This is a genomic window from Serratia sp. Res13-Sevr-LER1-36-b (genome assembly GCF_015673035.1).
In the GTDB taxonomy this organism is placed as follows: Bacteria; Pseudomonadota; Gammaproteobacteria; order Enterobacterales; family Enterobacteriaceae; genus Chania; species Chania fonticola_C.
This window is the reverse complement of record NZ_JADACK010000038.1, coordinates 107,574-128,662: the sequence shown is the minus strand read 5'-3', so window position 1 is coordinate 128,662 and position 21,089 is coordinate 107,574. Positions and strand designations below refer to the sequence as shown.

Here is a 21,089-nt window from a genome sequence, read left to right as displayed (position 1 = left end):
AATGGTTATTTTTAGTTAGTTGATTTTTATAAATATTAAATTAAATATTTGAAGCCGATCACCAATATGTATTGCAGTGTTAACCGTTTTTTGGTCTCAGGATTATGATTGACACGTTCCAAAATCACTTTCGTCGACCACTTTAACGAAGGAGATAGGAGCAATAGGTCAGTAATGTACTGAATAAAAAGGATAAAAAATGAAAATACATTTCCTGGGATCGGCTGCCTCTGAAGGGATCCCCAATCCGTTTTGCCGCTGTGAACACTGCCAACAGGCCCGTTTTCTCAAGGGGAAAGATCTGCGTACCCACTCTTCGGCGATTATTGATGATGTGATGTTGATCGACGTCGCCCCGGAGTTCAGCCAACAGCTGTTGCGTGATGGGCTGGACGCAAGTGGTATCACCGACCTGCTGTTTACTCACACCCATCCAGACCATTTCAACGTCGGTGAGCTATTTAGCCGCATGGAGGGTTACGGTTTCAATATCGACCATCCATTGGAGATTTTTGGTAACGATCGAGCGATCAACGGCTGTGCTGCGGTATTGCCGGGCTACAGCAAACAGCGCTTTGGTTTCCACTGCCTGGTGCCTTTTGTCACCGTAGAAAGCCATGGCTACAAGATCACACCGCTGCTGGCCAACCACGCCAGGTGGGAGCTTTGCTACGTGTATGTGATCGAAAAAGACGGCAAGACGATTTTCTATGGCCATGATTCGGGCTGGTTCCCGGAACTCACCTGGCAGTGGCTACAGGGCAAAGCGTTGGATTTGGTGGTGCTGGAATGCACTTACGGTTTCAACGGCGACGATCGCACCGATAACCATATGAGCCTGGAAACCGTGTTTGCCGCCCAAGAGAAGCTGCGTGCGATGGAGTGCCTGCATGCCGGCAGCCAGATCGTGGTGTCGCATATTTCTCACAGCGGCAAGTTGCTGCATGAGGAACTGGTGGCGGCTTGCCGTGATAAAAACATCACCGTTGCGTATGACGGCCTGACCGTTAACGTGGCATAGGGGAGATATCATGGACTTTAACAAGACTCCTCGCCTGCTGATCATGATGTTTGTGCAGTATTTCATGCAGGGTGCCTGGAATATGACGATGGGCCTGGTGCTGAGCACCTACGGCATGGCCGCCATTATCGGTTCATCTTATGCGCTGCTGGGATTGGCAACCATACTCTCGCCGCTGTTTATCGGCATGGTTGCAGACCGCTTCTTTGCTTCGCAGAAAGTCATGGCGATCCTGCACCTGATCAACGCCGGGGTGATCCTTTGTGTGCCGCAGTTTATCGAGGCGCAGGACACCACCATGACGCTGGTGATGATCTTCCTGGTCGGGTTGCTGTTCTATCCGACTACCGCGCTGGCCAACAGCATCAGCTTTAGCCATATCAACGGCGTGAAGTACTTCCCGGTGATCCGCGTGTTTGGCACCTTCGGTTTTATGGCGATAGGTTTCATCATCGGGCAGATGGGATATTCCGGCGATACCATGACCTGGTACATTGCTTCGGCTGCTGGGGTGGCATTGGGGCTGTACTGCTTTACTTTGCCGGATACACCGCCGAAGGCCAAGGGCAGCACCTTCACCCTGCGCGATCTGCTGTGCCTGGATGCGCTGTCGCTATTTAAAGATCGTAACTTCTCCATTCTGATGCTGAGCATCTTTGTGTTGATGATCCCCAAAACGGCCTATTCCGCCTATATTCCGGTATTCCTCAAAGCGCTCGGGTTTGATAACGCCGCCTCCATGATGCAGGTAGGGATCGCCTGCGAAGTGGTGTTTATGTTCCTGCTTTCGTTCTTCCTACTGAAAGCGGGCTTCAAGGTGACGTTGATGATGGGCGCGGTGTGCTGGATCATCCGCTCGGTGCTGTTCTCCCAGGCTGCGCTTGACGCCAACATGACGTTTGTCCTGATTGGCCTGATGCTGCAAGGCTTCTGCTGGGACTTCTTCTTTACGGTGGGGGATATCTATGTTGACCGTAAAGCACGGCCCGAAATCAAAGCCCAGGCCCAGAGTCTGCGCTTTATCGTCTCCAATGGTTTTGGCTTGCTGTTCGCGTCCACCATTTGCGGCCAGATCTTCAACAGCACGGTGACGGAGCAGGGGCCACAGGCGTTACCGCAGTGGGAAAGCTTCTGGCTGTTCTCGGCGATTATCGCCGGCGTTGTCTCGGTCTTCTTCTTTATTTTCTTCAAGGACGATCTTTCTAAACAGAAAACACCGGCGGCAATGAAACCCGCGAAGCAATAGGAAGCAACATGGACAGCTGGTTATCGGTTCTGGGCGGGTTGGGGCCGCTCCATCTGGCGACGGTAGGCAAGATAGTCGCGGCGTTTGTTCTGGGGGGCGTGATTGGTCTGGAACGTGAATCCAAGGGCAAGCCCGTTGGGTTTAAAACCTGCGTGATCATTGCCGTCGCCAGCTGCGTATTAACGGTGGTGTCGATTCAGTCTGCAGAGTATTACGCCGAGATCTCCGTCAATATTCGCAGCGATCCCATGCGGTTGGCCGCACAAATTATCAGTGGGGTGGGCTTCCTGGGCGCTGGGGTGATTTTGCACCGGCGTGATGACGCCATTTCCGGTCTGACGACCGCCGCGATCGTGTGGGCATCGGCGGGAGTGGGGATTGCCTGTGGAGCCAGTTTTTATTTGCACGCACTCTTGGCTACCGCACTGTTTTTACTGGCGATAAAGATCAGCCCCTATATTTTCCTGCTGCAATCGAGGAATCAATATCTGGGGAAGGTCAAAGTACGGCTGATACTTGATGAGCAGGCAGGGCTAGCCAGCTTGATGGCCCAGCTTAATCAGCAGAGAAACCTGATTGATGCAATGACCATACGTGACGTCAAAAAACACAAGATTGAAGTTAACTTTAAGCTGACGGTAAGGAAAAGGACGACCCTGGACGAACTGTATGGCTCACTGCGCGCTATGCAACACGTGTGCTTCGTCGCATTGGAGCATTAGCGGGTTTGAGTGGATCAAAAATGCCGGGTAGCTTAGCCGACCCGGCATTTTTTCCTGGCGCTTGAACAATCAGGCTTTAACCGTGACGTTCATGCCTTTGTAGCTGACCTTCTGGCCATCAACGATCTTGCAGCGCTTACGCGTTTCGACCTGACCGTTTACTTTGACCTGCCCTTCGGCGATCACTTCTTTCGCGGCACCGCCGCTGTCACACCAGCCCTGGAACTTCAGCAGATCGCACAGTTCGACATGAGGGTGACCTTCCAGATTAAAAATTTCCATACTGCCTTAACTTAGTTAGGTTGAACGTCGTGAAATTCCTCGCAGGCTTGCAAGGTATTTTGGATCAGTGTAGCAACGGTCATCGGGCCGACGCCACCTGGAACCGGAGTAATGAAGGCCGCACGTTCGCTTGCGGCTTCGAAGTCTACGTCGCCGACTACTTTACCACTTTCCAAGCGGTTGATGCCGACATCGATCACGATCGCACCCGGTTTGATCCAATCTCCTGGGATAAACCCAGGTTTGCCCACGGCAACGATCAACAGATCGGCATTTTCGACGTGGTGACGCAGGTTTTTGGTAAAGCGGTGCGTGACGGTGGTGGTACACCCGGCCAGCAACAGCTCCATACTCATCGGGCGACCAACGATGTTGGAGGCACCCACCACCACGGCGTTCAGGCCATAGGTATCGATGCTGTAGCGTTCCAACAGGGTGACAATGCCGCGCGGGGTACAAGGGCGCAGTTTAGGTGCGCGCTGACACAGGCGGCCGACGTTGTAAGGATGGAAACCGTCTACGTCTTTATCCGGGCTGATGCGCTCCAGCACCTTCACGTTATCAATGCCTGCTGGCAAGGGGAGCTGCACCAGAATGCCGTCAATTTCTTTATCGGCGTTTAATTTGTCGATCAGCGCCAGCAGTTCAGGCTCGGTGGTGGAGGCGGGCAGATCGTAAGAGCGGGAAATAAAGCCCACTTCCTCACAGGCCTTGCGCTTGCTGGCGACATAAATCTGCGAAGCCGGATTCTCACCAACCAGTACCACCGCCAGGCCCGGCGCACGCTTGCCGGCCGCCAGACGTTGTTTCACTTGCTCAGCTACTTCGTTTCTAACCTGCTGCGCAATCGTTTTGCCATCAATAATCTTTGCTGCCATCAGTGAGGAAATCCATCATTTAAGAAAAGCGGGGGGATGGCGCTATTTTGGCAGAAGAGAGGCGCGCTGTCAGGCTTTCGATCGGGTTAATGCAGAGAATAAGCACACGATTGCGTAGCGGTTTATACATTTTTTACACCAACGGAATGATCCTCTACGCTTTTTTTATCTCCAGTCTTTTAGGCTTTACCCATTGCCCCTGGCGTTTGGGGTCTATGGAGGCAGGATCATGAAGGCGATTACTCGGCTCTATCCATTGCATCAACCTGGTGGACATCCAGCAGATGAACAGCGGCATATTGGTGAAACGGTGTTTGATTCCTCCCTGCATCCGGCGCAGGTGGCGTTGTTGCAGGCGCTGCATCGGCTTTGTAAGCCGAAGGAGGGCCGTTCTTCTTGGAGCCAGCGCATGGCGCAGTGGTACAAAAGGGGCCACCAATGATGCGTAATGCTCCTTTGTTGCTGGCATTGCTGTTTGCTACGCCACTTTGTCGGGCATCGATGAATACCTTGGCAGCCAGTGAATTGCCGAGGGCAATGCTGGCGCAGACCTGTAATGTGCTAAATGCCCCGCAGGCCGATTGGGGGGATATCAACGCCGTGGTGCGATCGGCTCGTGCCTGTATGTCGCAAAAAGCAGGGCAGAGGCCAAACCCACGCCTATTGGCACCCGCGGTTGAACCACAGGGGGTTGATGAGACGGTATTGTGGCAGGGGATTAGCGTAGCCAGATCATCGCGTTAGGGTGACTTACCATAGCTTTTGTGTGCGAAAAATCGCCATAAAGCACCTCTGCCGCCACCACAGAGTCAAAAGGCATTGACTCAATAACCTCTGACCGTATAATCCAACTCCGCAACCTCGGTTGCCGCATCCGCATTTCAATGCGCCCTTAGCTCAGTTGGATAGAGCAACGGCCTTCTAAGCCGTAGGTCACAGGTTCGAGCCCTGTAGGGCGTACCATTTTGAATCATAGACTTACCTCTAAATTTAGATTGCTACATTTTCCAAAAGTGCCAGATTAGTGACATTGCCCGCCAAGACTTCGTCAATTTTTCTCGCATGTTCGGTTAAATGAGAAGGGGATAGGTGTGCGTAGCGCTGAACCATTTCTATGCTTTCCCATCCCCCATTTCTTGCAAAGCAGAAAGCGGGACACCTGCCTGAACCAGCCAGTTCGCTCAAGTATGCCGCAGGTCATGAAATCGGAAGTCTGTTATCCCTGCGCACCACTCTTGCCTGCTATGAGCCGCTTCGCCTTGATAAGTGACCTGACTGTCCGGGGAGACTTTTTTAAAAATGCGGCGGCCTCGGTGAGGTTAAAAACCTCATCGTCCAGCCTGATGTCTTTCATGATTACCTCGTTTCTTTATCTATGAGATGCACGAAATAGCTCTGCCAAAGTTTTGCGCTGAATTTCCCAGGTGGTAGGGCAATGATTTTTTTGCGTGAGACTCGAGAATTGCGGTGGTGATGGGGTCGTGCTGCTGAATTGGCTCGGCAGTATATCAGAAGAAAAATAGTAATCAGCCATGGATGGCTATTTGCACTCTACCGTCATCTCTTTGCGATTGAACCCAGAGGATTTAGAAACGTCAACATACCCAGAAGGACAAACATTATTAGCCTCTTCGTAGCAAACGTTCCATGAAGTCCCTGCTCCACATTCTATAAGAAATTGTTTTGTCCCATCGCCACGGTTTACCTGAGTGGATTGGGCGCAGCCAGTTACAACAATTACTATAAGGCACAAAATTAATTTACCCATAAAAAGCACTAATAATTAGTTGAGGACGGCTAACACTTCCCAATAACATCGCCGATGAAAGATGACAATTGGCTCCAATTTGAAGAACTAGCCCGAGTTTTAGTGTAGAGCACTTTCCCATCAGGTGTAATCACCCATGTCTCGATGAAGGAGTTACTTTTACCGTGAGATTCTCCAACCATAGAAGTTGATGACACAGGTGAGTACGTAAGTCCTGATTCATATACATCACCAACTGAAGTAAGGCTTGCTGTATTCCCATTTATAGAAATATGGTATGTCCCCGCGGCCTCATCTTGTTGAAGTTTGTACTCAGGACTGAATTGAGACTGGCCTTTCAGGTTGGAGACCACCCAGCACTGAGCATTAGAAACGCATGGTGCCAGTAACAAAGATAACGCTAAAATTTTATATACATAGCCCCCGACCGTAGCTTTTAGCATTTGCCTGTTACATCACCAACGAATGCTTTGGAGGAGTCAAACCTTCCCCATCCGGTTAGGACTTTTGTCATCATTACCTTTCCATCATTGTTGATAGACCACGTCTCAACCGCCTCACCAGAATCAGACTGAGACAATCCAATAAGCGTATTTTGGGATATAGGAATATATTTTATCCCTCCAGCGTCCGTGCCGTTTGTCACAACGGATGAGTTTTTCTCATCAATTGTTATCATGAACGAGCCGCTAAAACCGTCATCCGTTCGTTTGTAGGCATCATCCTTCATGAATGTTGAGCCTTTTAAGTTCGACACAACCCAGCACTCGGCGCTCGCGGGTAGTGAGGCTAAGGCCAACATGGCAATGATGATCTTTTTCATCCCAGAGTCCTAACTGATTATTTTTTATCAGCATACATCTGCACGAGCGTTTCGAAAACCATCTTCTTGACGGTTTCGGCCTGCTGAGAGGCTAACTTTTCCATGTCGCTACGGTAGCCAATAACAGGTGAAGGCCTGGACATGTCATCCTGAACAATCTGCACCAGCTCCGCATTGAGCGAGCGGCCATTGAGTGCTGCACGTTGCTTAACCTTATCCTTCAGTTCTTTAGGTATATACTTGTGGTGTACGGATATATTCTGGCTCGGGTAAATGCTCCCAGTCTCGGTGCATGACCACCGTTTTCCCTTTTCTTCCTCAACCAAATCAACAAAGTAAAATCATAATAAGAGGATTTGACCATCATGACTCAGATTTTTACTTTAACACTTTCTCCATCTCTCGATAGCGCGACGACAACTCCCAGGATCTACCCTGAAGGGAAACTACGCTGCACCACCCCCATTTTTGAACCTGGTGGGGGTGGCATCAATGTTGCCCGTGCCGTTGTTTATCTTGGTGGGCAAGCCAGTGCGATCTTTCCAATTGGCGGGCCAACGGGCGAGCATTTAAAAGAGTTGCTTGATCGGGAAGGCATTGTTACAGAAACCCTGAAAGCTCAGGACTGGACACGGCAGAACCTGCATGTCCATGTGGATAATAGCGGTGAACAGTTTCGCTTTGTTATGCCAGGGGCAAGGGTTAATGATGCCGAGTTTGACCAGATTTTGTTGCAGGTGCAGAAGATCCCTCATGGTTCGATTCTGGTGATTAGTGGCAGCTTGCCACCGGGCACCACGCTGGCAAAATTAACCGACCTGATTAAGCAGGCGCAAGCTATAGGATTGCACTGTATCGTCGACAGTTCTGGGGATGCTTTACAGGCCTGCCTGGATGTAGGGGGGCTGGCTTTGGTAAAACCGAATCAGAATGAGCTGTCTGCACTTATCGGGCGGTCATTGGAGCACCCTGATGATGTGCGAGCTGCCGCTAAGGAGTTGGTACAACAGGGGGGAGCTGAGCGGGTTGTTGTATCACTCGGCCCTCAAGGAGCTCTCGCCGTTGATAGTGACACCTGTATACAGATAGTCCCGCCACCGGTGAAGAAACTTAGCACCGTCGGGGCCGGTGACAGCATGGTAGGCGCGATGGTGCTGAAATTGGCGAACGGGGCAGACCTGGTGGATATGGTTCGGTTCGGCGTCGCAGCGGGCAGTGCAGCTACGCTTAATCTTGGAACGCGGCTCTGTTCACTGGCGGACACCCAGCGCCTGTATGACTATATCTGCAAAAGTTCGCGTGGCTGAGCCTGGCAAACCAGGCGACGCGGGTTATTTTGCAATAGGATTAATCATCCGTAAGCCGCTGTGCGCTGTGGGGACTCCCGCGAAGGTGCGTAAAGTGGTTGTGAAAATGCGGGTCGGTTAATTTCCCTCGCCCGGTGGCGCTCGCTTCCGGGCTACAACTTTTGTAGCTCGTTTCATCATTTCGTGATCCAGACTAAAAAATTGCCCCTTGCTGATTTTTCCCGGTTTACCTCTCCGCGCATCGCGGCATAGTATGAGAGCTAAATTAATGAACGCTGTTCTATAATGTAGAACAACATAGGTCAGCAAGGAGATCTCATGCAGCATACCGCGCAGTTCTCGGGGATTATTCCGCCTGTCTCCACCATTTTTAACGCCGATGGCCAGTTAGATAAACAGGGTACCGCCGCGCTCATTGACGACATGATTAACGCCGGTGTCGACGGACTGTTCTTTTTAGGCAGCGGAGGCGAGTTCTCCCAGCTCAGCGCCGAAGAGCGTAAAGCGATCGCCGAATTTGCCATTGATCATGTGGATCGCCGGGTGCCGGTTCTGATTGGTACCGGCGGCACTAACGCACGGGAAACCATTGAACTGAGTCAGCACGCGCAGCGCGTGGGTGCGGATGGCATTGTGGTGATTAACCCTTATTACTGGAAGGTATCTGAAGAGAACCTGATCCGCTATTACCAGCAGGTGGCGGACAGCGTAACGCTCCCAGTGATCCTCTATAACTTCCCGGCGCTAACCGGTCAGGACTTAACGCCCGCGCTGGTCAAAACGCTGGCCGATTCGCGCGGCAACATCGTGGGTATCAAAGATACCATCGACTCCGTGGCCCATCTGCGCAGCATGATCCTGACCGTGAAAGCGGCGCATCCCCACTTTACGGTGCTGTGCGGTTACGACGATCACCTGTTCAACACGCTGCTGCTGGGCGGTGACGGGGCGATCTCGGCGAGCGGTAACTTCGCGCCGCAGGTCTCCGTCAAACTGCTGCAGGCATTCCGCGACGGCGACCTGGCTCAGGCCGCCAAATATCACCAGACAATGCTGCAAATTCCGCAGATGTATCAGCTCGATACGCCATTTGTGAACGTGATTAAAGAGGCGATTTCGCTGTGCGGACGACCGGTTTCGACCTATGTACTGCCGCCTGCGAGCCCGCTGGATGAGTCGCGCAAGACGCAACTGAAAGCCCTGCTGCAACAGTTGAAACTCTGCTGAATCGGAAGAATAAGATGGCGATAGAGACTATTTTCACCCCGCAGGACGATGCCTTTTATTCGGTCACGACCCATGCGGCCGGCCCGCAGGGCGCGCTGCCGCTGACGCCGCAAATGCTGATGGAGTCCCCGAGTGGCAATCTGTTTGGTATGACGCAGAACGCCGGAATGGGCTGGGACGCCAATAAACTCACCGGCAAAGAGGTGCTTATTATTGGCACTCAGGGCGGGATCCGCGCGGGCGATGGTCGCCCGGTAGCGCTCGGATATCATACTGGGCACTGGGAAATCGGCCTGCAAATGCAGGCGGCGGCAAAAGAGATCACCCGTAACGGCGGAATTCCGTTTGCGGCGTTTGTCAGCGATCCTTGTGACGGGCGCTCGCAGGGCACGCACGGGATGTTCGATTCTCTACCGTATCGTAACGACGCCGCTATCGTCTTCCGTCGTCTTATTCGTTCGCTGCCCACGCGCCGCGCGGTGATTGGTGTTGCTACCTGCGACAAAGGTCTGCCCGCGACCATGATTGCGCTGGCCTCCATGCACCATCTGCCGACCATTCTGGTGCCGGGCGGTGCGACGCTGCCGCCAACGTTTGGCGAAGATGCCGGAAAGGTGCAGACCATCGGCGCGCGCTACGCCAACCATGAACTCTCGTTACAGGAAGCTGCTGAACTGGGCTGTCGCGCCTGCGCGTCGCCGGGAGGCGGCTGTCAGTTTTTAGGCACCGCTGGAACCTCTCAGGTGGTAGCCGAAGCGCTCGGGCTGGCGTTGCCGCACTCGGCACTAGCCCCGTCTGGGCAGGATGTGTGGCTAGAGATTTCCCGCCAGTCGGCTCGCGCGGTGGCTCAGTTGGACGATCGCGGGATCACCACGCGCGATATCCTCACCGATAAAGCGATTGAAAACGCGATGGTGATCCACGCCGCGTTTGGTGGCTCGACCAATTTGCTGCTGCACATTCCTGCTATCGCCCATGCAGCGGGATGCACGATCCCGGATGTCGACCACTGGACGCGTATCAACCGCAAGGTTCCGCGCTTGGTGAGCGTGCTACCGAATGGGCCTGACTATCACCCAACGGTGCGCGCGTTCCTCGCGGGTGGCGTGCCGGAAGTGATGCTCCACCTGCGCGATCTCGGCCTGTTGCATCTGGATGCCATGACGGTGACGGGCCAGACGGTAGGGGAAAACCTCGACTGGTGGCAGGCGTCCGAGCGCCGCGAACGTTTCCGTCAGTGTTTGCGCGAGCAGGACAGTGTCGATCCTGATGATGTCATCCTCCCACCGGAACGCGCCAAAGCCCGCGGGCTGACCTCAACGGTCGCTTTCCCGGTGGGGAATATCGCGCCGGAAGGATCGGTGATCAAGGCGACGGCCATCGATCCGTCGGTGGTGGGCGCAGACGGCGTTTATCGTCATACGGGCCGGGCGCGAGTGTTTGTTTCCGAAGCGCGGGCGATCACGGCCATCAAAAACGGCGAGATCGATCGCGGTGATATCATGGTCGTCATCGGCGGAGGCCCCTCTGGCACCGGGATGGAAGAGACTTACCAACTGACCTCGGCGTTAAAGCATGTCTCCTGGGGAAAAACAGTTTCGCTGATAACCGACGCGCGTTTTTCTGGCGTGTCGACAGGCGCGTGTTTTGGTCACGTGGCCCCCGAAGCGCTGGCTGGCGGGCCGATTGGTAAGCTGCGCGATAACGACATTATTGAGATCGAGGTGGACAGGCTTTCTTTAACTGGCCGGGTGAATTTCATCGGCACAGCACAACATCCGCTGACGTCGGAAGAAGGGGCGGCAGAACTGGCACGAAGAACATCGCATCCGGAATTACATGCGCATGATTTCTTACCGGACGATACGCGACTGTGGGCCGCTTTGCAGTCGATTAGCGGCGGTACCTGGAAAGGCTGTATTTATGATACCGATAAAATTATCGAGGTTATTAACGCCGGTAAAAAAGCACTCGGAATGTGAATGGTAAAATAAAAAATTCTGCCTGCGATAATGTTTCGTGGGCAGTTTTATCGTGCCTGTAATATAGCGATATTTAAAAATGGTTTGTTTTTATAACTCATTAAAATTAAAAGCATAAAACTATTTTCAGTTTTCAATAATATAACGACGATTATCACAAAAGCAAAATATCATAATTCATAAATCAGATATGATCATTGCTGGTTAATCGATCGTTTACTTACACTCTATTAACACGAAATAGTCATGTCAGCACACGAAAAGAGGGTGTATTCCTGACGATGTACCAGGTATTGATCTTGCCTGGAACAGGTCCCTGACGTTTGCACATTTCCACTTGGGGGTAATAATGCAATTAACCATGAAAGATAAAATTGGCTACGGGCTGGGTGATACCGCCTGCGGCTTTGTCTGGCAGGCCACCATGTTTCTGCTGGCCTATTTTTATACCGATGTGTTTGGCTTATCTGCTGGCATTATGGGGACACTGTTTTTAGTGTCGCGCATACTCGATGCCGTGACCGATCCGCTGATGGGATTGCTGGTGGACCGCACCCGTACGCGCCACGGCCAGTTCCGCCCATTCCTGTTGTGGGGGGCGATCCCGTTTGGTGTGGTCTGCATGCTGACGTTCTATACGCCGGACTTTTCCGCCAACGGTAAAATCATCTACGCCTGTGTGACCTACATTTTACTGACGCTGGTATACACCTTCGTCAATGTCCCATACTGCGCCATGCCTGGCGTCATCACTGCCGATCCGAAAGAGCGTCATGAGCTTCAGTCGTGGCGCTTTTTCCTTGCTGCCGCCGGATCGCTGGCGATCAGCGGGATTGCGCTGCCGCTGGTGGGGATCATCGGCAAAGGGAATGAGCAACTGGGCTACTTTGGCGCGATGTTCGTGTTGGGGTTAAGCGGTGTGGTGCTGCTGTACGTTTGCTTCTTTACCACCAAAGAGCGCTATACCTTTGAGGTGCAGCCGGGCTCGTCGGTGTCGAAAGATCTGAAACTGCTGTGGGGCAATAGCCAGTGGCGGATCATGTGCGCATTCAAAATGATGGCGACCTGTTCTAACGTGGTGCGCGGTGGGGCAACGCTCTATTTTGTGAAATACGTGATGGATCACCCGGAGATGGCGACGCAGTTCTTACTCTACGGCAGTATCGCTACCATGTTTGGCTCGCTCTGTTCATCCCGGTTGTTAGGCCGCTTCGACCGCGTGAAAGCCTTTAAATGGATTATCGTCGTGTACTCCCTAATCAGCCTGCTGATTTTCATCACGCCGGTCGAATACATCGCGCTGATTTTCGCACTCAACATCCTGTTCCTGTTTGTCTTTAATACCACCACGCCGCTGCAATGGCTGATGGCGTCCGACGTCGTGGATTACGAAGAGAGCCGCAGCGGCCGCCGTCTGGACGGGCTGGTGTTCTCCACCTACCTGTTCAGCCTGAAAATCGGCCTGGCAATTGGCGGCGCGGTAGTCGGCTGGATCCTCGCGTATGTGAACTACTCCGCCAGCAGCAGCGTACAGCCCATTGCAGTGCTGACCACTATCAAGACCCTGTTCTGCGTGGTGCCGGTGGTGCTCTACGTCGGCATGTTCATCATGCTCTCGCTCTACAAACTCAGCGATGACCGCGTCCAGGCCATCAGCAAGCAACTGCTTAAACACCGTGCGGCGCAGGGTGAGGTTCTTCCCGCTGCGGCGACGGCGGCATCCCATTAAGAAGGAGGCAATATGTACACCATCACTAACCCGATCCTGAGCGGATTTAACCCGGACCCGTCTCTGTGCCGTCAGGGCGAGGATTACTACATCGCCACGTCCACCTTTGAGTGGTTTCCCGGCGTGCGGATTTATCACTCCCGCGATTTGAAAAATTGGTCGCTTGTCAGCACGCCGCTGGATCGCGTGTCGATGCTGGATATGAAAGGCAATCCTGATTCCGGCGGCATTTGGGCACCCTGTTTGAGCTACGCCGACGAGCAGTTCTGGCTGCTCTATACGGACGTGAAAATCGTCGATTCACCGTGGAAGAATGGCAAGAATTTCCTGGTCACCGCACCCTCCATCGAAGGGCCATGGAGCGAGCCGATCCCGATGGGCAACGGCGGGTTTGACCCGTCAATGTTCCATGATGACGATGGCCGCAAATACTACATTTACCGTCCGTGGGGGCCGCGCCACCACAGCAATCCGCACAACACCATTGTGATGCAGGAGTATTTCCCGCAGACGCAGCGGTTATCACCCGAGCGCAAAACCCTGTTTACCGGTACGCCACTGTGTTACACGGAAGGCGCGCATCTTTATCGTAAAGAGGGCTGGTATTACCTGGTAGTGGCGGAGGGCGGCACCAGCTATGAGCATGCGGTCGTAGTGCTACGATCAAAAAATCTCGACGGCCCGTACGAACTGCACCCGGACGTGACGATGATGACCAGCTGGCATCTGCCAGAAAATCCGCTGCAAAAGAGCGGACATGGCTCGCTGCTGGAAACGCACACCGGCGAGTGGTATATGGCGTATCTCACCAGTAGACCACAGCGTTTGCCGGGAGTGCCGCTGCTGGCCTCTGGCGGACGCGGATACTGCCCGCTGGGGCGTGAAACGGGGATCGCGCGCATCACCTGGCGCGACGGCTGGCCGTACGTTGAAGGCGGCAAACATGCGCAGGTTAACGTGCCTGGGCCACAGATGTCAGAGAGTCAAACCGTACTAACGGCAAATTGGCGCGATGATTTTGAGGCATCAACGCTCAACCCGGAGTTGCAAACGCTGCGCATTCCGTTCGACGACTCCCTGGGATCGCTGAGTGCTCGTTCGGGCTTTTTGCGCCTGTACGGCAATGATTCCCTCAACTCGACCTTTACCCAGTCCACCGTCGCGCGGCGCTGGCAGCACAGTGCCTTTCGCGCCGAGACACGCATGGAGTTCGCCCCACGACACTTCCAGCAGAGCGCGGGTTTAACCTGCTACTACAACAGCAAAAACTGGAGCTATTGCTTTGTCGATTTCGAGGAAGGGCGGGGAAGAACGCTGAAGGTGATTCAGCTCGATCACAACGTTCCGTCGTGGCCGCTTCATGAGCAGCCGATCCCCGTGCCGGAAGACGCGCAGAGTGTGTGGTTGCGCGTTGACGTCGAGAATTTAGTGTATCGCTACAGCTATTCGTTTGATGGCGAGCAGTGGCAGACTGTGCACGTCACCTATGAGGCGTGGAAACTGTCGGATGATTATATCGGCGGTCGCGGATTCTTTACGGGGGCGTTTGTCGGGCTGCACTGCGAAGACATCAGCGGTGACGGCTGCTATGCAGACTTTGATTACTTTAGCTATACGCCTGCTACGGCATAAGCCCTCAGGCCGGGTAGCCCAGCGTTCTTGAAAGCTGCAGCCCGGCCTCTTCCAGCATCCCCCGGAAGCGGGCGAATTCGTCATCGTCCACCCGCGAGGTTAAGGTCGACAGACTTAGTGCCGCAATCACGCGGGATTCATGATTCCAAACAGGGACCGATACGCATCGCACGCCCTGTTCGTTCTCTTCGCTGTCCAGGGCGTAACCCTGCGCACGTGTTTGCGCCAGTGCGGCCAGCAGCGCCTCATGTGACGTTATCGTCGCAGGAGTGAATGAGGTGTACTGATAGCCTTCGAGCAGCGCATTGAGATCGGCGTCGTTGAGCCAGGCGATCAACACTTTGCCGATGGCGGTGGCATGGATGGGCAGACGACGGCCAATACGGGAATAGGCAATCGCCGCCAGCTTACCTTCGATCTTCTCTATGTAGACGCCTTCGCGCCCGTCAAGAATGCCCAGATGGGTGGTCTGCCCGGTGCGCTGCGACAGATCAGTCAGCCAGCCCTTCGCCTTCTGGCGAATATCCATGGAACTCACCACAAAATGGCCGCGTTCCACGAGCTTCATGCCGAGGCGATATTTGCTGTTTTCGAGGTTCTGATCGATGTAGCCGTGCAGCTGTAGCGTTTTGAGCAGCGAGTGGAGCGTACTTTTGCTCAGGCCCATCTGTTTACTGATGTCAGTGATCTTCAACTCCGTCGCCTGTTCGTTAAACAGGTCGAGGATCTGTAAGGCACGTTCAACAGACTGAATAATAGGCATAATAAAGGACCGTCCACGCTGAAATTCAGGTAAGAAAGTACCTTTTTTTCGCTGAAAAATCAATCGAGTGGAGGTAGAACGCAAAATGGAAACGCAAATTGCCGTTTTTAATGTTTGTTCTCTCTACCTGTAGGCTGAGTGATCCCCAGTAATAGGGTCAGTATCCCATGACCATATCACTGTTCCCGGTCTGTCTCTCAGGCCCCCCAGCAAAGCCCCCGATACGGCAGGGGAGCCTTCTACCTTGGCTGAAAGTGAACGTAAAACCCCGGTTGCGTTTGCAATATGCCAGGAGATCTCCAGTTCATGCCCCTCAGATTTTCGTACAGAACCTAAAGACTGAAAAACTGATCTTTGCCCCGGGCTTTAGCTACGTAGAGAGCTTTATCGGCATGTGTCAGTAGTACGTTAGGCGAGGGCAGTTGGCCAAATGTATGAACTGAAAAACCGATGCTTATAGTCAAGTATCCTGTGCTGGAAGCGGAGTGCGGTATTCTCAAATCTCGCACCAGTTGGCATAGCGTCTGCACATACAGCGTTGCCTGGCCTTTCGTCATGCCATTGGAAAGAATGACAAATTCTTCGCCGCCATATCTGGCTACAAAATCAGAACCCCGTTTGAAGGACTTACTCAAGCAATCCGCGACACGTATTAGCGCTTCATCGCCTGCCTGATGTCCATAAATATCATTGAATGATTTGAAGTGATCGACATCGATCATGGCGAGCGTCAATGAGTCGCCATTACGGATGGCAATTTTGCATTGAATGTCGAACTGTGTATCAAAAAAGCGACGATTATAAATCCCGGTGAGTCCATCCTTTATGGAGAGTTGCTCGAAGTGTATTTTCATTTCCTCGAGGGACCGATGCTCATCACGAAGCTGTTGCTGGATTATCATTCTTGGTGTTACGTCTTTTTGGATCCCGATAAAATTGGTTACAGTCCCACTCTCATCATGAATTGGCGATATGCTTAACTCGTTCCAAAACATGGTTCCATCCTTGCGGTAGTTTCGCAAGGTTACAAGGCAGTACTCGCCTTTTTTAACGGCGTTGCGCACAATCTCCAGTTCTGGCTGTTCCCGATCGTTATTTTGTAGGTATCGGCAGTTGATGTTGGTGATTTCTTCGAAGGAGTAGCCGGTCATTCTCTCAAAAGCCGGATTGACAAAAATCAAAGGATTGTCGTCTATGGCATTGTCAGAGATAGTGATGCCGTCTCGTGAATCCATAACCGCCTGCTTAAGAATTTCAATCTTCATACAAAGTCCGTTAGTGGGATCGTAGGGAGAACGTTGTTGGTAAGCAACGTAGCATCAAGAGATCACACGCGATCAAACCAATTTTACAAGTGTAGTCGTTGAGAAGGGGGCCGTGTCCGTTTTTTGACCTTATTACAAACTGGAGCCAGAACTGAGTCGTTCCTGTCAAAAAGAGCTCAGGGACTGAGAATCTGAATCCCAGTCCTTCAAGTAATGCCAAAACACGGTGTAGGTTGTAATGCCGTTCACTTACGCATAGGGGGGCGATGTTGAAGTTTTCGCCAGATGCAGGAGCATCGAACGGTGGATATAGCCATCTCAGAATATCGTTGCGGACTCCCCCGTGAAGGCATTTTTGGTTCGTTGTATCATGCTTGGATAATCGATTCATCAATCCAGAATACTCTTTATACGTCGGCGATATTCCGATGGCGTTATCCCATTAAAACGTCGAAATGCTCTGATAACGTTATTCGAATGCCCGAACCCTGCTTTTTCCGCTAGTAAATATAACGGTTCATCCGTGTTGACAAGCAGTTGCTCAAAAAGATTCATTCTGGCACTGAAAATATACTTATACGGTGGCATACCAAAGGTGTTTTTGAATACGCGCGAAAAATGAAACTTGCTGAGTGAAACCAACGCCGCCATCTGATCAAGATAGATAGGCATATGCAAATTGGCCATGATGAAATCTCGTAACGTCGCTTTCCTCGCAGAGGAAAAAACTCCGCCCGACCTCACCTTGCTTACTATGAGTTCCGAATAGTTTTTCAGAACATGTAGAGAGAGAAGTGATGCAATCGCATCAGTATATAAGCTTCCTAGTATGCTGGGGCTCGCCATTTCTTCTTGTAGCTGAAGTGCTAATTTCAGCATCAAATCATCCACCACACCCATTCTTGGTATCAATGTTACCGTCGTGTTTCTACCGTCTATACCCTGAGCCTCTTCTTCCAACGAACTCACTGGCAACAAAATTCGATAAATCAGCGACTCTTTCGAAGAAAATGACTTTTTTCCCCAACGCCATGCAGATCCATTTCTCCCCGCTGGAGCGATATACCATTCATTGTTTCTTTTAGTATATTTACGCCATGGTTCCTGATTAAAACTGACTTCACCGTGTTCAGTCTCCCCACAGTACAGCACCAATTGATGTTGTGCCGTTGCAGGCCTGAGGCATTCATCCACAGAGGAGGGCTGCTTGTGAAGCATGGCTGAAATATTTAGCCCATCACAGTGACCAGAGTCTGATATCACATCCTCGGGCGGTAACTTAAAGAGTTGGTTAACCGCAATATCTTTTTCTACTCCACGAAAATTGCTCATCTTATATTTCCCTATCGCTAAGGATCCTTAGCATAAGTGTAACAGTTGGCTATAATTTGTTCTTGGTTTTTAGCGTGTCTTGATAAGCTTTTGGCTTATGGTTGAAAATAAACCAAGCTAAAAAAGCGGCTATGATACAGAGAATCAACGAAATGTAGGCAATTGAGGTGAACCCTTGGCGATTGAATACATAGCCGTACACTAGCCCACCGATCATCGTTCCACTATAAGAAAGCGCGCTGTACATGCCTAGCGTGGCCGTTTTGTAAGAGGAGCTTAATTGGAACAACAAACTTACGATTACATTCAAACCAAAATGATTTGCCGCTCCCCAAAGTAAGCAAGCCACCAATAACAGATAAATGCTTGATCCACTCACTGACAAAATGGCATATATCAGCGATATAGTAATAAAAATAATGCAGGCTGAGGATTGAGGGCTGAATTTATCGATCCACCGAGCCTTAAGGCTAGCCACACCAAAACCAATGCCGTAGGCCATGGTGATAAGCCCAGCTAGAGCGGCACTATTATAAAAGCTGTCACGGGCAAATGAGCCAACGAACGAGTAGAGCCCATAAAATGACGTCATGTAGAGCAACGTTACAACGAACATAATCAAAATATCAGGATTTTTACGATATTCTTCAAACGGAAAACCAAGTTTCTCCGCTGGTGTATCAATCACTGGTAGCCTTTTGCTGAATAGTAAGAACACCAGCCCCAAGACCGTCATTAATCCATAAGCCACTCGCCAGTTTGTTATATCGGCGATCACTGCGGATAAGGGAATACCTATTACCATGGCAAGCGACCACCCGGTGATGACTTTGCCCAGCGCCTCAGAATTTTCCCCTTCTGGTGCCACATCCGATGTTAACGTATAAATAGCGGGCAGCATCAAACCAGCAGCTACGCCTGCTATTGATTGAGCAATAGTGAGCATCCACCAGGATAGCGAGATACCGCTCAGGGCAATCCCTACGATCATCAACATGCCTGCATAACGTATTGAACGCGTAATACCTATTTTTCCCGCATAGGGTGCTAAAAATAATGAGGAAAGTGCCGTAGCACCACCATAGGCGGAAATTGCCCGGGATACCTGCGCCGTAGACGCGGAGAGGCTTGATGCAATATCGTTCAGAATCGGGCTGATTAAGAATGAATTACAACCAATGATCGCCACTGCGACCATTAATATCATAATATTTCTTCCCGACTCTTTATTTGATGGCATAATTCACTTCCGGTTTAGGATTCGTATTTTTCTCGTGTTCTGGGATGGTGTTTTATTAGTATGAATCTTCCCTCATTTCATAATTAGCCGCAAACGTAAACACAACGCGATCCACTATTTTAAGCTAATCATCTTAGTCGTGAGAGAGGCTTAATTTTTGTATGATTCAATAGTAGTCTTTTTTTCGTTTATTAGTTATTCATTATTGCTCAATAACTCTCTCATCTTGCTTAAAGTGGGCCTAATCGATACTACGGATTATCCAAACGGGCGCCGCATGCAGTGCCCGTTGTTGTGAGTAAGTGAGGGTTATGTGACCTCTACCCTATGGCTGGCTTTACTTTTCTGTCGCCATTGCTGGCTGCTCCACCTCCAGCAATTCATAAATCGTCTTGCCCACCTTTTGGATCGCCTGTTCAATCTCGCGGGTCATGGGCTTGCTGTAGCTGAGCCGGAGGCAATTGCGGTATTTTCCTGCCGCAGAACTGATAAATCCGACGGCAATCTGTATGCCCTGCGGCAGCAAACAGCGGTTCAGGCGCAGGCTATCGAACCCATAAGGCAGCTCCACCCATAACATAAAGCTCCCTTGCGGCCTGCTCAGGCAGGTATTCGGCGGGAAATACTTCATAATCCAACCCGTCATAATGTCGCGATTACGTTGATATTGGCGGCGCATGCGGCGTAAATGTTGCAGGTAATGCCCTTGTTTGATGAATTCAGCCATAGCCAACTGCGGTAAGATGGGCACCCGCCCGGCGGAAATGTACTTCATATGTAACGCTTTTTCTAAGTAACGGCCTGGTGCAATCCAGCCAACCCGCAGGCCGGGCGCAACGGTTTTAGAGAAGGAACTACACAGCAATACGCGGCCATCCTCATCAAAGGAGGCAATGGTCGGCGGGCGTGGGTATTGATAAGCGAGAGCACCATACACATCGTCTTCAATAATCGCCACGTCATAGCGTTGAGCCAACGTCAACAGCGCTTTCTTGCGCTCATTCGGCATGTTGTAACCCAACGGGTTATTGCAGGTCGGTGTCAACTGGATGGCTTTGATCGGCCACTGATCCAGCGCCATTTCCAACGCCTCCAGGCTGATACCCACCACCGGATCGGTGGGGATTTCAATCACCTTCATCCCCATGCCTTTCAGCGTCTGCATTGCACCATGAAAGCTGGGGGAATCCACTGCCACAATGTCGCCAGGCTGGCAAACTGCCCCTAAGGCAATCGCCAGTGCGCCATGGCAGCCAGAGGTAATGATGATATTGTCTGCCGATTGATGGTTGCCGCTGTCCAGCATCAGGCGGGCAATCTGCTCACGCAACGCCAGAGTGCCGTAAATACTGTCGTAATCCAGCACTTCCTCGCTTTGATGCAGGCTGATACGGGCGAGCAAACGGTTGAGTATTTTCAGGCCTGGGCCAGACAGGTCCGGCGTGCCGACGCCCAGATGTAGCACATTGTCCTGAGCGCTAGCCTTTAAAAACTCCAGCGTATTTTCCCACTGAGATATCTCGACCGGCCTTTGTGCATGGCTGCATAGCGCGGGGAGAGCAGGCAGATTTGAGCTACAACGCACGAAGTATCCCGATTTCGGCCGCGCCTCGATCAGCAGGCATTCTTCAAGTTGCCGATAGGCCTGCTGTACGGTGCTGATACTGACCCCGTGTTCGTCACTCAGCACCCGAACGGAAGGCAGACGCTCTCCGGGCACATACAGCCCTTCTTTGATGCGTTGGCTAAGGATATTGGCCAATTGTTGGTAGCGAGTCATGGATATCACCTGATAAAGAGAAGGGACCAGTACAGATGGCGCTGATTTTTACCATTCAGACTGTTTAGCACATATCTGTATGGAAATAATAG

General features: G+C 51.7%; 20 protein-coding genes, 1 tRNA gene and 1 pseudogene. 11 read left to right on the top strand and 11 right to left on the bottom strand.

Translation table 11 applies throughout. From position 1 onward, the window contains the following. The first annotated feature begins 199 nt into the window (after nt 1–199). The 3 genes from IMQ33_RS22760 to IMQ33_RS22750 are packed head-to-tail and all read left to right on the top strand — an operon-like array spanning nt 200 to nt 2,989. Nucleotides 200–1,021 carry an MBL fold metallo-hydrolase gene (locus IMQ33_RS22760; RefSeq protein WP_196062904.1) on the top strand — a complete coding sequence of 274 codons (822 nt, stop codon included), beginning with the start codon at nt 200–202 and terminating at the stop codon, nt 1,019–1,021. Between the two features lie 10 nt (nt 1,022–1,031). Continuing rightward, entirely contained in the window at nt 1,032–2,267 is a 1,236-nt protein-coding gene (locus tag IMQ33_RS22755) for an MFS transporter (protein WP_024528449.1), read from the top strand. A gap of 8 nt (nt 2,268–2,275) precedes the next feature. Next, on the top strand, nt 2,276–2,989 hold the full coding sequence (locus IMQ33_RS22750) for an MgtC/SapB family protein (RefSeq protein WP_024528450.1): 714 nt from the start codon (nt 2,276–2,278) through the stop codon (nt 2,987–2,989). Nucleotides 2,990–3,058: 69 nt separating this feature from the next. Here IMQ33_RS22750 and ybcJ read toward each other — a convergent pair whose 3' ends face one another. Then, on the bottom strand, nt 3,059–3,271 hold the full coding sequence (gene ybcJ, locus IMQ33_RS22745; protein ID WP_021180059.1) for a ribosome-associated protein YbcJ: 213 nt from the start codon (nt 3,269–3,271) through the stop codon (nt 3,059–3,061). Nucleotides 3,272–3,282: 11 nt separating this feature from the next. Beyond that, on the bottom strand, nt 3,283–4,149 hold the full coding sequence (folD, locus tag IMQ33_RS22740) for a bifunctional methylenetetrahydrofolate dehydrogenase/methenyltetrahydrofolate cyclohydrolase FolD (protein WP_196062903.1): 867 nt from the start codon (nt 4,147–4,149) through the stop codon (nt 3,283–3,285). A 229-nt stretch (nt 4,150–4,378) separates the two neighbouring features. On the opposite strand from folD, the gene IMQ33_RS22735 reads away from it, so the two are divergent. The 3 genes from IMQ33_RS22735 (at nt 4,379) to IMQ33_RS22725 (ending at nt 5,112) form a co-directional block, all read left to right on the top strand. Continuing rightward, complete coding sequence (locus tag IMQ33_RS22735) at nt 4,379–4,591, top strand: hypothetical protein (RefSeq protein ID WP_196062902.1); 213 nt, start codon at nt 4,379–4,381, stop codon at nt 4,589–4,591. After that, entirely contained in the window at nt 4,588–4,893 is a 306-nt protein-coding gene (locus tag IMQ33_RS22730; RefSeq protein ID WP_186579520.1) for a hypothetical protein, read from the top strand. Before IMQ33_RS22735 ends, IMQ33_RS22730 begins: the two co-directional genes overlap by 4 nt. Before the next feature lie 142 nt (nt 4,894–5,035). After that, nucleotides 5,036–5,112 (top strand) — tRNA-Arg (locus IMQ33_RS22725). Between the two features lie 27 nt (nt 5,113–5,139). Here IMQ33_RS22725 and IMQ33_RS22720 read toward each other — a convergent pair. The 4 genes and pseudogenes from IMQ33_RS22720 to IMQ33_RS22705 all read right to left on the bottom strand — a co-directional run. Continuing rightward, nucleotides 5,140–5,375: pseudogene (locus IMQ33_RS22720) on the bottom strand (tyrosine-type recombinase/integrase); the annotation flags it as partial. Next, nucleotides 5,366–5,503, bottom strand: a complete 138-nt coding sequence (locus tag IMQ33_RS22715; protein WP_196062901.1) for a helix-turn-helix domain-containing protein — start codon at nt 5,501–5,503, stop codon at nt 5,366–5,368. The gene IMQ33_RS22715 and the pseudogene IMQ33_RS22720, both read right to left, overlap by 10 nt. A gap of 850 nt (nt 5,504–6,353) precedes the next feature. Further along, nucleotides 6,354–6,740, bottom strand: coding sequence for a hypothetical protein (locus IMQ33_RS22710; RefSeq protein ID WP_196062900.1), 387 nt, complete (start codon nt 6,738–6,740; stop codon nt 6,354–6,356). A gap of 17 nt (nt 6,741–6,757) precedes the next feature. Then, on the bottom strand, nt 6,758–6,997 hold the full coding sequence (locus IMQ33_RS22705) for an Arc family DNA-binding protein (RefSeq protein WP_196062946.1): 240 nt from the start codon (nt 6,995–6,997) through the stop codon (nt 6,758–6,760). A 108-nt stretch (nt 6,998–7,105) separates the two neighbouring features. On the opposite strand from IMQ33_RS22705, the gene pfkB reads away from it, so the two are divergent. The 5 genes from pfkB (at nt 7,106) to IMQ33_RS22680 (ending at nt 14,617) form a co-directional block, all read left to right on the top strand. Continuing rightward, entirely contained in the window at nt 7,106–8,047 is a 942-nt protein-coding gene (gene pfkB, locus IMQ33_RS22700; RefSeq protein WP_161738663.1) for a 6-phosphofructokinase II, read from the top strand. Nucleotides 8,048–8,365: 318 nt separating this feature from the next. Continuing rightward, a complete protein-coding gene (locus tag IMQ33_RS22695; protein WP_196062899.1) occupies nt 8,366–9,274 on the top strand; it encodes a dihydrodipicolinate synthase family protein in 909 nt (302 codons plus the stop codon). A 14-nt stretch (nt 9,275–9,288) separates the two neighbouring features. Beyond that, nucleotides 9,289–11,256 (top strand): YjhG/YagF family D-xylonate dehydratase, encoded by a 1,968-nt coding sequence (locus IMQ33_RS22690; protein ID WP_196062898.1) that lies wholly within the window; start codon nt 9,289–9,291, stop codon nt 11,254–11,256. 346 nt (nt 11,257–11,602) lie between these two features. Continuing rightward, a complete protein-coding gene (locus tag IMQ33_RS22685; RefSeq protein ID WP_196062766.1) occupies nt 11,603–12,985 on the top strand; it encodes a glycoside-pentoside-hexuronide (GPH):cation symporter in 1,383 nt (460 codons plus the stop codon). A gap of 12 nt (nt 12,986–12,997) precedes the next feature. After that, a complete protein-coding gene (locus IMQ33_RS22680; RefSeq protein ID WP_074027876.1) occupies nt 12,998–14,617 on the top strand; it encodes a glycoside hydrolase family 43 protein in 1,620 nt (539 codons plus the stop codon). A 4-nt stretch (nt 14,618–14,621) separates the two neighbouring features. Here IMQ33_RS22680 and IMQ33_RS22675 read toward each other — a convergent pair whose 3' ends face one another. From IMQ33_RS22675 to IMQ33_RS22655, 5 genes are all read right to left on the bottom strand, one after another. Next, nucleotides 14,622–15,380 carry an IclR family transcriptional regulator gene (locus tag IMQ33_RS22675; RefSeq protein WP_196062763.1) on the bottom strand — a complete coding sequence of 253 codons (759 nt, stop codon included), beginning with the start codon at nt 15,378–15,380 and terminating at the stop codon, nt 14,622–14,624. Between the two features lie 332 nt (nt 15,381–15,712). Next, the gene (locus IMQ33_RS22670; RefSeq protein ID WP_173409676.1) at nt 15,713–16,645 is read right to left on the bottom strand and encodes a GGDEF domain-containing protein; all 933 of its coding nucleotides are present in this window, start codon (nt 16,643–16,645) and stop codon (nt 15,713–15,715) included. A 390-nt stretch (nt 16,646–17,035) separates the two neighbouring features. Beyond that, nucleotides 17,036–17,977, bottom strand: coding sequence for an AraC family transcriptional regulator (locus IMQ33_RS22665; protein ID WP_196062762.1), 942 nt, complete (start codon nt 17,975–17,977; stop codon nt 17,036–17,038). A gap of 49 nt (nt 17,978–18,026) precedes the next feature. Next, entirely contained in the window at nt 18,027–19,217 is a 1,191-nt protein-coding gene (locus IMQ33_RS22660; protein WP_196062761.1) for an MFS transporter, read from the bottom strand. Between the two features lie 337 nt (nt 19,218–19,554). Beyond that, nucleotides 19,555–20,997: a PLP-dependent aminotransferase family protein gene (locus tag IMQ33_RS22655; protein ID WP_196062760.1), complete on the bottom strand. Its 1,443-nt coding sequence runs from the start codon at nt 20,995–20,997 to the stop codon at nt 19,555–19,557. Nucleotides 20,998–21,089: the final 92 nt, after the last annotated feature.

Coding starts and splice junctions, on each gene's coding strand:
- IMQ33_RS22760 (WP_196062904.1), top strand. CDS start 200: ATGAAAATACATTTCCTGGGATCGGCTGCCTCTGAAGGGATCCCCAAT.
- IMQ33_RS22755 (WP_024528449.1), top strand. CDS start 1,032: ATGGACTTTAACAAGACTCCTCGCCTGCTGATCATGATGTTTGTGCAG.
- IMQ33_RS22750 (WP_024528450.1), top strand. CDS start 2,276: ATGGACAGCTGGTTATCGGTTCTGGGCGGGTTGGGGCCGCTCCATCTG.
- ybcJ (WP_021180059.1), bottom strand. CDS start 3,271: ATGGAAATTTTTAATCTGGAAGGTCACCCTCATGTCGAACTGTGCGAT.
- folD (WP_196062903.1), bottom strand. CDS start 4,149: ATGGCAGCAAAGATTATTGATGGCAAAACGATTGCGCAGCAGGTTAGA.
- IMQ33_RS22735 (WP_196062902.1), top strand. CDS start 4,379: ATGAAGGCGATTACTCGGCTCTATCCATTGCATCAACCTGGTGGACAT.
- IMQ33_RS22730 (WP_186579520.1), top strand. CDS start 4,588: ATGATGCGTAATGCTCCTTTGTTGCTGGCATTGCTGTTTGCTACGCCA.
- IMQ33_RS22715 (WP_196062901.1), bottom strand. CDS start 5,503: ATGAAAGACATCAGGCTGGACGATGAGGTTTTTAACCTCACCGAGGCC.
- IMQ33_RS22710 (WP_196062900.1), bottom strand. CDS start 6,740: ATGAAAAAGATCATCATTGCCATGTTGGCCTTAGCCTCACTACCCGCG.
- pfkB (WP_161738663.1), top strand. CDS start 7,106: ATGACTCAGATTTTTACTTTAACACTTTCTCCATCTCTCGATAGCGCG.
- IMQ33_RS22695 (WP_196062899.1), top strand. CDS start 8,366: ATGCAGCATACCGCGCAGTTCTCGGGGATTATTCCGCCTGTCTCCACC.
- IMQ33_RS22690 (WP_196062898.1), top strand. CDS start 9,289: ATGGCGATAGAGACTATTTTCACCCCGCAGGACGATGCCTTTTATTCG.
- IMQ33_RS22680 (WP_074027876.1), top strand. CDS start 12,998: ATGTACACCATCACTAACCCGATCCTGAGCGGATTTAACCCGGACCCG.
- IMQ33_RS22675 (WP_196062763.1), bottom strand. CDS start 15,380: ATGCCTATTATTCAGTCTGTTGAACGTGCCTTACAGATCCTCGACCTG.
- IMQ33_RS22670 (WP_173409676.1), bottom strand. CDS start 16,645: ATGAAGATTGAAATTCTTAAGCAGGCGGTTATGGATTCACGAGACGGC.
- IMQ33_RS22665 (WP_196062762.1), bottom strand. CDS start 17,977: ATGAGCAATTTTCGTGGAGTAGAAAAAGATATTGCGGTTAACCAACTC.
- IMQ33_RS22660 (WP_196062761.1), bottom strand. CDS start 19,217: ATGCCATCAAATAAAGAGTCGGGAAGAAATATTATGATATTAATGGTC.
- IMQ33_RS22655 (WP_196062760.1), bottom strand. CDS start 20,997: ATGACTCGCTACCAACAATTGGCCAATATCCTTAGCCAACGCATCAAA.